The organism is Fibrobacter sp. UWH6 (assembly GCF_900142465.1).
In the GTDB taxonomy this organism is placed as follows: Bacteria; Fibrobacterota; Fibrobacteria; order Fibrobacterales; family Fibrobacteraceae; genus Fibrobacter.
The window spans coordinates 101,531-114,009 of record NZ_FRAX01000007.1 but is presented as its reverse complement, the minus strand read 5'-3'; the positions used below and the strand labels follow the sequence as shown (position 1 = coordinate 114,009).

Annotated in this window: 6 protein-coding genes; 4 read left to right on the top strand and 2 right to left on the bottom strand. The window is 47.4% G+C overall.

Annotated features, from left to right (window positions below):
- Positions 1-46: 46 nt before the first annotated feature.
- Positions 47-6,838 (bottom strand): VWA domain-containing protein, encoded by a 6,792-nt coding sequence (locus BUB73_RS08155; RefSeq protein WP_073284960.1) that lies wholly within the window; start codon positions 6,836-6,838, stop codon positions 47-49.
- Positions 6,839-6,960: 122 nt separating this feature from the next.
- On the opposite strand from BUB73_RS08155, the gene BUB73_RS08145 reads away from it, so the two are divergent.
- From BUB73_RS08145 to ruvB, 4 genes are all read left to right on the top strand, one after another.
- Positions 6,961-7,890, top strand: a complete 930-nt coding sequence (locus BUB73_RS08145) for a hypothetical protein (RefSeq protein ID WP_175552199.1) — start codon at positions 6,961-6,963, stop codon at positions 7,888-7,890.
- Between the two features lie 83 nt (positions 7,891-7,973).
- Positions 7,974-8,741: a lysoplasmalogenase family protein gene (locus tag BUB73_RS08140; RefSeq protein ID WP_073284953.1), complete on the top strand. Its 768-nt coding sequence runs from the start codon at positions 7,974-7,976 to the stop codon at positions 8,739-8,741.
- A gap of 469 nt (positions 8,742-9,210) precedes the next feature.
- On the top strand, positions 9,211-9,828 hold the full coding sequence (ruvA, locus tag BUB73_RS08135; protein WP_073161062.1) for a Holliday junction branch migration protein RuvA: 618 nt from the start codon (positions 9,211-9,213) through the stop codon (positions 9,826-9,828).
- Positions 9,829-9,832: 4 nt separating this feature from the next.
- Entirely contained in the window at positions 9,833-10,903 is a 1,071-nt protein-coding gene (gene ruvB / locus BUB73_RS08130) for a Holliday junction branch migration DNA helicase RuvB (RefSeq protein ID WP_073284951.1), read from the top strand.
- Between the two features lie 45 nt (positions 10,904-10,948).
- On the opposite strand, the gene BUB73_RS08125 is transcribed toward ruvB, so the two are convergent.
- Entirely contained in the window at positions 10,949-12,430 is a 1,482-nt protein-coding gene (locus BUB73_RS08125; protein WP_073284948.1) for a BamA/TamA family outer membrane protein, read from the bottom strand.
- Between the last annotated feature and the right edge of the window lie 49 nt (positions 12,431-12,479).

Below are 12,479 nucleotides of genomic sequence, written 5' to 3'. Positions count from 1 at the left end.
GGTTCCTTTTTTTGAGGAGTATTCTAGGTCGAACTTTCGGGAATGCTTACCGTTTTACGCCGGTCTGCAGGATTCTGTATTCGGTATGTCCGTCTTCGAACTTGAAGTCGATTCGCCAGATATACACGCCTGTACCCACCTTGCGGCCATCGCTGGATCTCTGGTTCCACTTCAGGAATCCCACCTTGTAGTGGTTCTTGTCGTTACCTCGGATTTCCTGTTCCATTTCGCCCTTATGGCCAAAGTCCTTCTGGAAGGAGGTGACAATGTGAGAGAGCCCGTCGTAAATGGTGATGAAGGCGTGGAAGGGGGCTATGGTCTGGAACCTGACGCTAGAAATGGTGTCGGGCTGAACTTCCCACTGGTTGCCCTTTTCGGGGATCCACTTGGCCTTCTTGCCCAAACCGCTGATGGCGGGGTTGCCGGCCACTTCATACAGGTAGACACTGCCATCCTTACCCGTCACGTCGATTCCGCCGCGGCCCATGGGGTTCTTGGAACGGTCTACGTAGTTTGCTGCGGGGTTGGTCCTGATGCAGTTGTCCACAGAAATGTTGTAATCCTTGAGAACGAAGGTCCAGACGGTTCCGGTGGAATCGATGGTGGGAGCCTCGGCGTTAATGGAATGGGTTGCTGTATCGCTGCAGCTCTTGCTGTAACGGAACAGCTTCTTCCAGGCGGCGCTGTCGCCAACGTTCTTGATGGGTTCAGAAAGGGTAATGACTAGAGTATCGGGCGGAAGCTTGTCGGATGCATCCAGATATTCAGAAATAGTCATTTCGCCAGGATGCTTTACCGCTTCAACAGGTACGGCGCCGATATGATCCTCGATAAACATCTTCTGCATGATATCGCCCTTGCTCTTGGTCAGCTGCAGGTAGGGCTTGGCAGAAGTGTCTATTGCGGTCTTTCCGTATTCGAAAGGCTTTTCTAGCTTGACGTGAATCCACTTGTTGTCGCTTTCCAGGACAATTTCAGATTTTTTGACGCTACGCCATTCGTCGCCGGCCTTATTCCAGTAGAGGGTATCGATACTTTCAATCTTGGCGGTAATAGCCTTCTTATAGTGAATGCGGATAGAGTCGGCTTGTCCGTCCAGGTCGCTGTCGTACAGTTCTGCCAATTCAGCGCCGACGTAATCGGAGTTCACGATCAGGTAGTCGCGAGTCTTCAGGTTGGACTTGTCGGACTTTACTTCAGCCTGGATCTTGATGCGGTTGGATTCCCCGTCAAAATTCAGGACGGCATCCAGTACAGTATCCTTCTGGGCCTTCTTTTCGCTTACATAAGTAAAGTATGCATTCTTTACCTTGAATTCAGAAGTGTACTTGCCTGTTTCAACAGCCTTTACCTTCAAGGTGTCGTCGGTGTTGGTAAACAGGATTACGTCAAGAGTGTCTGCCTTGTCCAAGGTGGGGCTTTCCATATTGATGACCAGGCAGAACGGTGCTGTAGAAGAAGTGAGTACAGAATCCAGGTCTTCGTAGCACTTACTATCCATAAAGCGGTATTCAATACCTTCCATGGAACTGATTGCGGCGGAGTCGGCCACGGTGGTTCCGAACATGGGATCCTTGTAGGAAACCACGATGGTGTCGGCTGCGGTACAGGAAAGACGTCCGTCGTTGCGCTTGGCGTTGCGTTCATCCTTCTTCATGTCGTTAAGCAGCTTGTACTTGCCCGAAGAAGTCTCCACCATTTTCAGGTTTTCTTCCATGTCGCCGGAAACAAGGCAAGAAAGGTTCACCAGCACGGTATCCACTCCGCGGGAGAAGTCTTCTGTGGTGAGGGTCGCCGAGATGACTTCTGTTTCGCGGGCAATGGCCTCGTTCTTGTTAGAGACGTTTACCAGGGCGATAGAATCCTTGACTTCTCTGATGGTCTTTCCGTCCTTACAGGCGGGAACGGATGCATTCTTGAACTTATTCCAGCGTGCAGAAACTCCTTTATTGTCTAGGGCTCGGACATAGAATTCTACTTCGCTGTCCACAAAGTAGGATGTAGGAATTTCGGCAAACCAGAGGTTCTTATCGCCTCTATCCTGCATGAAGTTTTGGGTTTCGAACACGACGCCAATATCATTCTTGTAATACAGGATAACCTGATTAATACCATCGGTATCGGAAACCTGGAAATCAAAGATTCCCTTACCGTTGGTCGTATCGATACAGGCTTCGACAAGAGATGTAATTTTAGGTACGTTGTTCTTTACGGGAATGGTATAAGGTTCCTTAGCCGGATTCGGAACAGAGGGACTCTTGCCCACAAGTCCGTCGACATCGGTGGCCACCACATAGAAATCTATACCCGGAGCGACCACACTGCTTGCAGGTATGGTATAGCTCCATAGACTATCCTTAACCTGGGTCATGGCGTGAGACACCATAGGTGTATTCTTTAGGTCCGATGTCTTGGTATAGATGTAAACAGAACCAATATTCTTCTTGGATTTTACAATAACCTTAATGGTGATTGCCACTCCTTCAGATTGTTGATAACCAATCAGACGCTTGGTAGAATCGGTCAAGGTCACGACTGGGGGCAAGAAGCTTTCGTCCCAGTAGGCGGTATCGCGGCTAACCTTGTTCAGGAAGGTGCCCTTGATGACCACCTGGTGGGTATCTCCATCCAGAACGGCGTCGGGGCTGTTGTAGCAAAGCACATATCGAGCCTGCACGGCACTGCGGATGCTTGCATAGATGTCTGCCAATTGGTCGGCAGAGGGGGCCATGGTAAAGGAACCTCCAGTACTTTCGGCAAGAGTCTTTAGGGGTTCTTCAGAATCACATTCCACGGCGATGGAATAGATTGTTGTATTCATGCCATTGGCCTGAGCAACAACAGAACTAGTCTTTCTCTCGTCATCACTAGCGTCATAACCATCAGAGAAAACAATCACTGCGGTGGCATTAGTTTCGCCCACCAGCTGATCAAGGCCTTTGGAAATGCCATCGTTGATGTAGGTTCCGCCTCGAGCGCTCAAATTATTAACGGCATTAAGGAGGGCATCCCTGTCGGAAGTCATGGCCTGGTGTACACGAATAGTATTTTCAAAACCGACGATAGCCGTCCTGTCGTAAGGTCCCATCTCGTTAATGAATTGACGGATGGAATTTTTGGCGCTAGTCATTTTTGTAGAACCCATGGATCCACTTTCGTCTACCACAAGAACCACGGAAACGCCACCGATTTTTTCTACAGAGGAGATCTGAATGGGAACGGATTTTTTGTCTTGATGGAGGACAAAGTCCGTTGAATCCAGACCTGGAATAGCGCGACCGGAATTTTCGTCTACCACAGATACGGTTGCGCACACGCCCGGGTGGTTGTTCAGATCCAGACTATTGATGGTCAACTTGGGCTGAACTGTAAAGTCTAACGAATATGTAGCCTCTACGATACATTGAGCCGTAGTAGGCTTCATTCTAGTCCTAGAACTATTTTTATTGTCAATGGTAACAGACCCCTTTCTGGTTACCCAGGAATCAAAGGTATAACCGCCATAGGGAATGGCGTAAATCAGGGTATCCATTCCTGGAGCCAGAGCCACGTCACCGGCGGGATTTGTGTAACCCTTAGACGGAGAGTTTACAGTAAGCACATAGGGTGTTGCCACCAAGGCCGAGAACTCCGCATTGCTAAAGTTATTGGTGGTGCTGGATACGAACTTCCAGTACTGCGTTTCGCCCTTTTTGCCGGGCTGGAAACCCTTCTGGAAATTGGAAGTGATCGTGGAATAGCTAACGGAGTTGGAGAACGTGGAGTCGTTACCATAGAAGTACAACGTGCCGCTAATCGATTCGCTAAACACAAAACTGATCATACGCCAGGACGTATCGGGTGCAGTCCACTTAAAGTAAATAGACGATCCTGTGTAATCACTAAAGTAATTGTGCATGAAGGAGAACTTCTGTTCCTTGGTGGTCAAGGTTTCGATGGTTCCCTTCTTATAGGTTGCTTTTACCTTTGCAGAATCCTTTGTAGAAACTACGGTATTTTTGGCCAGGGTATCGGCAATGTTGGCGTTGCCCGAAAGCACTCGCCACTTGTTGAATCTGTATCCGCTGTCGGCCGATGCCGAAATGGGGTAAGCCACATTAAGCCAGGCAGAGGCATATCCGGTATCGGGAGTCACATGGCCGCGAATGTCGGAAAGAACGGTGATAGAGCCTTTATCTGCGGAGGAATAGCTAATCCAGAACGGTAAATTCCTTGCGTAAGATGAACTGTAGTTCTGGAATTTGTAATAGACAGTATCCCCTGCATTAACCGATATGGAATCCACGACTACGTTGGCCTTGTTCCTACTGGCGGTATAGGAAGAGAACGAACTGGAACTATATCGATACAGATATAGGGTGTTTTCGTAGTAGCTGGAGCTGACTTCTCTTGTTGCCGCAATAATGTAGATGCCGGTCTTGGGAGCCACAAAGCGGAATCGAACTTCACTGTTATAATTGTCGATATAGTAGTGCTTGTCAACAGTGTAGGCAGTGGGAGTCTGGGTAATGTTGTAGATGATACCATCAACAAATACGGCACGGACATTGCAATCCCCCTTCAGGCGGGCGTAAGTCGTTGACAAGGTGGAATCAGAAATCGTGCAGGATCCAGAAACATGTTCCCAGTGAGAGAACTTGGATGTATTCCTACTGTAGGCCCTAAGCAGGATGGAATCCCCGCTCACATAGGTAGAGTCGTAGTTCCTTGAATTGGTTCCCACGTAGACATAACCGTATCCTGCGGTATCGCCACGCACCTTGACCGTCTTGAGAACCTTTACCTTGAAACTGTCATTTACTGTGGTGGAATAGGGTGCGATAAGGAAATATAGACTATCACCCACATTACTCATGTTGAACATAATTTTTGATGTTCCGGAATATGCGTAATTATAGTCTTTGTAGCTAGATCCGAATGTATTATAAGAGTATTCGTAGACGTAGGTTGTCTGATTTGTATTCGTCACCAGGGCGTAAGTTCCAGTATCCGGGGCTACGAATACGGTACGCACTCCGTATTTATAGGATTTGCTGCCGTACTTGAAATAGTCGAAGGTTGATTCCTTGCTGGAGATTGTATAGACCTTAGCGGAATCTACATGGAAATTGATCTTGATGGAATCCGATGAGGGAATGAACTTGGTTGTCATGGAAGTGGAATCCAGGAACTTACCGGAACCGTATTCCACATACCATCCGCCAAATCGAGTGTCCTGAGCGGTGTTTGCTGTAACAGTTAAGGTGTCGCCCAATGCAACTGTGTCTGGATAAGACTTGTTGGGAGATTGTATGAGGGCTGCCTTCTTGGCTACAATGTAAACGGAATCGCTGAAATAGCTAGAGTAGTTAGACGTAAGGGTATAAAAGAACTTGTCTCCTGCATTGACCTTTATGTACTGGGTAACGGGAGATGAGTAGGAGAATGAGTTACGCCTTTTGTAACTAGTTGCGGTGGAATCATTGCCGTAATCGTAGAAGTAGTGTGAATAACTCTTGGAGGTGGCTCTGATGGCATAGATTCCGGCAGATAGAGCTGTATAACGGAATCGTATACCATACTCCGGAGAACGGTCATAGAAATCGTTTATGAAGGTATAGCCCTTTTTCTGGGAGGTAATGTCGTAATATTTACCGGCAATACACTGCAGCTGGTATTTTGTATCGGTATTGATGGTGTCGCTAATGGTGTAAGCGGTACTGTCGTAAAGTTTTTTATCGCCAGTCAGCACTTTCCAGCCGTTGGGGCGGTAACCCACCTTGCTGTAACCCGTATAAGAAACAATTTGACCAGGCAAGGCTGTGTCCAGGGCCACAGCGGTAGAACAATTAGCCGATGCGCTGGTCAAGGAAATTGTATTTGTCTTGATGGTGGAATAACTGATAGAGAATGTCTTGTTGGAGTCGCGAGTGTTATAGGATCTGACACTATAAAACAGGGTGTCGCCTGCACTGACCAACATGGAATCGCTCATGTCATAACCGCTGTAGTCATACCAGGCGGTGGTCGCGAATGTGGAAGTGACATGGCGGTAGAAATAGAAACGATCGTTGTTTTTCGGAGAAACGGTAACGCGATAGCCGCCACTCTTGGGGGCTATGAGGTAAAAACGGACCCCGTTTGTCGCCGATCCGGAATAATAGTTGGCCGCAGGGCTATATTCTACCGGTGTGGTGGTAATCTTGTACATGACGGCATCTGTGAATTCGGCGGTCACTTTGCAATTCCCATTAACGGCGAGGGTTGTGGTTGCCTTGGTTGCGTCGCCGATGGTGCAAGTACCCGAAGAAACTTTCCACTTGCTGAACTTGTGGTCTTTATCGCCAGGAGCGTAGATTGAAACGGTGTCTCCAGCCAGGTAAACAGAATCGGAACTGGCATTGTCGGCCTTGAGGTTTTCAAAAGTGACTTTGGCCCCGTCCTTGGCGACTACCGTACGGGTATAAGAATAATAGGAAGAGGTATAAGGTTCTATCCTGAAATAGAATTTCTCTCCAGCTGAAGTGGCTGTTATACCGAAATTTTCAGTATAGCCATAGTACAGAACCTTATGCGCAGACGCAGAATAAGAACTAAAAGAGCTATCGGACCCGTAGTAGTAAAGTTCATCTCTTCCGCTAACAGTAGAGAACTGAATGATGTAACTCCCTGCCTTGGGAGCTTTAAAGCAGAATCGGGTTCCGCTGGACGTCGATAAGTAATTGTCGTTTGTGTGATTAAAGCTTAATTCCGTTTCGGTAATGTTAAGTACAGTACCCGAGGCAAAAGCCATAGAGCAAACGAAACACAAAAAAGCCATTACGATGCGAAACGCACCAAAATCGCTCTTCAATTTCATGAAGAACCTCCTAAGAAATCATCCCAGTGACGTGAAATGTAGAAAAAAATTCTTTCTTCAGCGCAATTTTGTAAGTAAAAAAAGCTATCTTTGGCCGCGGTTGGATAAGGAAGTTAGGAGAAATGAAAGCTATGTCACGTATTTTTGCCAATTGCAGTAAGATTGCATTTCTAGTCGTTGCAATTTCCGTCGTCAGTTTCGCCATGGAAATTCGCCCGGGTTTCGGTTTTTTGACCCCCGCATCTGTCACGATCGAGAATAACGATGACGGTGTGAAGTCTGAAAGAAAACAGAAAACGCAATTTATGTATCAGGGCGACCTGGAATTTTTGTTCACTGCCCAGTACGCCCCCATTCGTTATGGTCTAGGTCTTGGCTATAAGAGCAAGCAGACTCGCGATGGAATCGATTTCACTCCGGCTACCCTCCCCCTTTGGCTGAACCTTACTTTCGGCTCTATTTACGACGAAAGTATTTTTGACCCCTATGTTGTAACCCGTCTAGGTTATGTTATGCCGTTGGATTTCGACGATCCCTGGTGGGAAATGCCTACTGATTTTATGGTATACATCGGTGCAGGCTGTGTATTCCCCTACCGTATCGCCCTGGAGGCGGGCTACGATTACACCTCCATTCTTAAGTCTTTCGAATGGAAGAAGCAAAAGTTTAGAATTTCTTCGGGGCGCATTGCGATTCGTCTCTCGGTTGGCTTTGAATTTAGTCATAGAAGAAACGAACGTCGTACGATTATCCGTAATGCCGATGATGAAGACGATGAATACGAAGTTGGTCCTGCCAACTCTGGCGATGGTTCTTCCTTTGAAGAGAGTCTTCAGGTTTTCGAAGACAGTCTGACTGTCGTAAATGCTCAAAAGAATGCCAAAATAGCTTCTGAGGAACCGTCTGCTCTTGAAAAACAGTCGGAAAATGGCAAATCTGTTGAAATGTCTAGTGAAATTTCTGAATCGACTGGCAAAAAACGCAAGGCTAAGGTGAAAAATACCAAGCCCAAGAAGACTAGCTCTAAAAAGAGTGCCAAAAACAAGAAGTAATGGCGGGTAGACAATTTGCATTAAAGTAATGTTTACACGTTAAAAGCAACTTTCGCAATAAATATTTTTTTATTATTTACGCCATGATTCTTCCAAAGCGTATCAAGGTCCTTCTGGGCGTTATTACAGTCCTTTTTGTATTCTATTTTATTAGAGACTGGTTTGTTTTTTACCAGTGCGGGGCTGTTGAACAATGCTTGGCAGATTCAAGCTATGTGCAGCACTATACCAAGTTCGCAACGACAGTGCTTGTCGCTATTTTGGCCATTGCTATTGGTAAGGATTGTCTAGGCAGGCGCGACCATCGTCTGTTGTTGACCGCCATGGGTGCGGCTTTTTTGGCCGATATCTGCTTTAAGCTTCTGCATAACGCTAAATCACTCGCTCAGTTCAGCGTGGAATTTATGCTCATGGGTGTCTGTTTCTTTATTGTGTTCCAGTCTATTCTCATTTATCGATTTACCCGTAAGAACGAGACTGACAATAGCATTCCGTGGATTATCCTGGTTCCTTTCGCCTCTGTGCTGGTCCTCTTTGACCTTCGTCTTCTGGGAGTGTTTGAAACCGGTCTGGTTCCCACTATCATTGTCTATGGAACATTCTTGACTTGCGCCCTTTTCGAAGGTCTTCGCGTGTCCAGGTACGGTTACTTCCCCCAAAAGAATGCCTCTCTTATTAGGCTTGGCATGATACTTTTCTACTTGGGCGATGTCTGCGTGGGATTTTCCTTGGCAACTGGAGACGACCATAGTACTCAGGAAGTCGTTGCTACCGTTGCCAATAACTTGGTTTGGTTCTTCTATGTTCCTGCGTTGCTCATGTTAGTATTGAGTGGAATCCGCAAAAAATAAAAAGCAAACCATGAAAATGAGAATGCCGGCCATAAAGGTCGGCTTTTTTTGATAAATCTCATGTCCTAAACATACTACGGAAGCTTATTTTTTTACTGACGGTAATATTAACATTTCCTATTTTAGAGAAAAAAGGTTTGTTATAAAGCGATCGTTCAGTTTTTCTCGGGTTAGCGCAGCTTGGAGTGCTTTAACCCTGTTTATGGGCCTCTCCCTTGTTGAACAGGATGCATTCAGTCGTGTTAGCCACGAGGATTCTGACACAAGACTTTTCTCCGTCCGTTGCATAAAGGACTCCAATTAATAAACGGACTTCTATCCAGTTAGAATGTAAAGGAACCCGCTGGCAAAAGCTGGCGGGGTTCTTTTTTGTATAAGACCTGCACTTTTGTGTACGAAACGACTTGACACAGCCCGTACGGGAGTGTATATTTGTGCAGTAAGTTTTTTATACTGCACATTTGGAACTATGATCGAACAAGTCAAAGGTTGTCTTATAGAAAAGTCCCCCACTTTTATTGTGGTGGATGTAAATGGAATTGGCTATGGAATCAATGTTTCGGCCCACACGGCTGGAAAATTGCCTGAAGTTGGCGATGGTAACACCCTAGTGACCATCTATACAAACTTGGTCGTTCGTGAAGATTCCATGACGTTGTTCGGTTTTGCCGACAAGACGGAAAAGGACACCTTCCTGATGTTGTTGGACGTCAATGGCGTTGGACCTAAGATGGCCCAGCGCATACTGAGTGGAGTCACGCCGGCGGATCTCCTGAATATGATCGCCAGCGATAACAAGTCCGCCCTGAGTAAAATCAAGGGGCTTGGCAAAAAGACCTGCGAACAGATGGTCCTTACCTTGAGAGACAAGGCAGGCACCATGCTTCAGGGCCTAGGCAACGTAGAAGGTAGCGGAGTTACTAGCATGGGCGCCCTTACCGGGGCTAAACTTGAAGCCGTTCTTGCGCTCCATACTCTCGGTGTCAAGGATCCTGCTGCCGAAAAGGCCGTTGTGAAGGCCGTCGAAGTTCTGGGCGATTCCGCCGATGCCGCTCAACTTATTCCCGAAGCTTTAAAGTATTTGTAATCCTATGGAAGATCAGCGTATTATTTCTCCGGAAAGACGTTCTGGTGACGAAGGCGATGCCGAAAACACCCTCCGTCCCCCATCACTTGCGGAATTTACCGGACAGAAATCCATTAAGGAAAGTCTTTCTATCGCCATTGAGGCGGCAAGGCATCGCGGAGACGCCCTGGACCATTGTCTATTTTCTGGTCCTCCGGGACTTGGTAAGACGACTTTGGCTGGGATTATCGCCAAGGAAATGGGCGTGAACATCCATATTACCAGCGGACCGGTTCTTGAAAAAGCCAGTGACTTGGCAGGTCTTTTGACTAGTCTGCAGGAAAACGATATTCTCTTTATCGATGAAATCCATCGTCTGAACCGCGTTGTAGAAGAATACCTCTACCCCGCCATGGAAGATTTCAGGTTGGACATCATGCTGGATTCCGGCCCTGCGGCCCGCAGCGTAAACCTCCCCCTGAAGCATTTTACCCTGGTGGGCGCGACCACCCGCAGCGGCCTTCTGACTGGCCCCTTGCGTGATAGATTTGGTCTTCAGTATCGCCTGGAATTGTATGATGAAGAAGATATCATGCTGATCTTGATGCGTAGCGCAAGAATTTTGGATATTGAATTGGATGAAGATGCCGCCAGATTGCTAGGTGGTCGTTGCCGCGGAACACCCCGTATCGCCAACCGCGTGTTAAGGCGTTGCCGCGATGTGGCTCAGGTTCGTGGAACTGGAGTTATCGACTTGAATTCTGCCCAGAAAACTTTGGATATGCTGGGAATCGACGGCGAAGGCCTAGATGGCATGGACCGTAAAATTCTTACGATGCTTATAGACAATTTCGGTGGAGGTCCAGTGGGCCTTGGAACTATCGGGGCTGCTATTGGCGAAGAACCCGATACCATTGAAGAAGTGTATGAGCCCTACCTCATTAGAAAGGGCCTGCTTTCCCGCACTCCTAGAGGGCGCATGGCCACCCACAACGCGTACGAGATGCTGCACAGGCCGATTCCACCCAGAGCTGTATCGCAGTTCCAGGGGCAGACGCAGGCGGGCTTCAATTTGCAAGAAGAAATGCCTCTTTAGTTTCGGCTCGAGTTGTTGCCGTTCCTTTTGCTGCAGCTTCGGTTATTATCGGAATTCCGGTGCGATGGTTATAATCATATTGACGCCGTGCAGTCCGTGGAATCCCAGCTGCACACGGCACAGGAACATGTTGGGCTGACGAACTCGGATGCCAAAGCCCCATGAGTTGTAGTAATGGTCGAAACTCCACTTGTCGATTTTATCGGCGATAAGTGCGTATTCGTCGAACACGACTCCATCAACAAAGCGGTCTACCGGCCAGCGATATTCTGCGCTCAAGGACATGATATGATGGGATGCCCATGTATCCCCATATCCACGCAGCGGAGTTCTTGCATTCAATGTGGGGAATGCGTTAAAGGGTGCGCCGCCTTTTTCCATTTCCCATAAATCAATTAGCCTATACTGTAAGGCGATAACCCTTCTCTCAAAAAGGGTTTGCATCATGTTTTCGGGACGCCATACACGAATGGCTTCATCCCAGGAAAAGTCGGTATAGAACTTACGGTTCTGTCGGGCTTCTGTTGCGCTTAGAATATAGTTGGGGCTGCTGCCTAGCAAGAAATAACGCTGGAGCAAGAACTCCGTGCGGATGTAATCGTGCTTTCTTTTGGAACCATTAATGATATCTTCGTCATAATAGTCCTTGGCTTCATCGCCCAGTTCCTTGACACTTACGCCGTCGTACTTGCTGACAATGTTATAGGAACCTGAAAAACTGACGCGGGAACCTCGGGATGGGGCGTATGGGTAATCCAGGTCGTCGTAGATGATGGATGCACCAATGGGAAATTCCATATGGTCTTGATATAGTCCGCGGTCTTCGATGGAAAACTTCTTGCTAAATAACAGGGAGTCTTCGATATCGGGAACATCGGCCTTGATGAAGTTTTGGGTTGTCCAGATTTCAGCATTCCAGTTGCGGTTGTCAGAAAGCGGTGCGCCAAGTCGCCAGGTAATACTAAAGCTGGAATCCGGCTGTAGATAGCTAGCCTTTGTTTCGGGAACAATAAAATGTCTGTCTCGGTTCCAGTTGATACTGTAACGAACGCCGGCGAAAAGCGGAGTCCCAAGGATAGACTGCTTGGTGTATCGTGTATCGAAGGCCAAGTCGCCGTTGGCAAAAAATTCCCCTTGCAGCACTAGATAATCTCGATCCAGGAATACGCTACGGTGTCGATAGACAACGCCCAGTTCGGTACTTGCGCCCGGTTTTAAGTTGAAACTAGGGTAAATGAATATGTTCTTGCGTTCGCCGAAGGTGATTAAATCCACCGACCTTTCGATGACTCCGTTCTTGACCGCGTAATCGATGGGGGTCGCAATCGGGTAGATGAGGACGTTCAGTACTGGCTGGATGATGTAGTCCAGGGGCCATTTCCACAGGTTAGACCACTTGAACGAATCTTCTTCTTCGACGTTCTCTGTTTCGGGATTTTCGGAAGTTGAATTTTGAGGTGCAGGATCATTGGATTCCTTGGTTTGTGCAAAAGGGCTTGCAGCCATCAGCTGCAAACAAAACGCCATCGTAGCGATCTTCCTACATAAACCCAACTTCATACCCCCCCAATTTATA

Bases quoted from the DNA above. Each gene is read 5' to 3' on its own strand.
- BUB73_RS08155 (WP_073284960.1), bottom strand. From the start codon at position 6,838: ATGAAATTGAAGAGCGATTTTGGTGCGTTTCGCATCGTAATGGCTTTT.
- BUB73_RS08125 (WP_073284948.1), bottom strand. From the start codon at position 12,430: ATGGCGTTTTGTTTGCAGCTGATGGCTGCAAGCCCTTTTGCACAAACC.
- ruvB (WP_073284951.1), top strand. From the start codon at position 9,833: ATGGAAGATCAGCGTATTATTTCTCCGGAAAGACGTTCTGGTGACGAA.
- BUB73_RS08145 (WP_175552199.1), top strand. From the start codon at position 6,961: ATGAAAGCTATGTCACGTATTTTTGCCAATTGCAGTAAGATTGCATTT.
- BUB73_RS08140 (WP_073284953.1), top strand. From the start codon at position 7,974: ATGATTCTTCCAAAGCGTATCAAGGTCCTTCTGGGCGTTATTACAGTC.
- ruvA (WP_073161062.1), top strand. From the start codon at position 9,211: ATGATCGAACAAGTCAAAGGTTGTCTTATAGAAAAGTCCCCCACTTTT.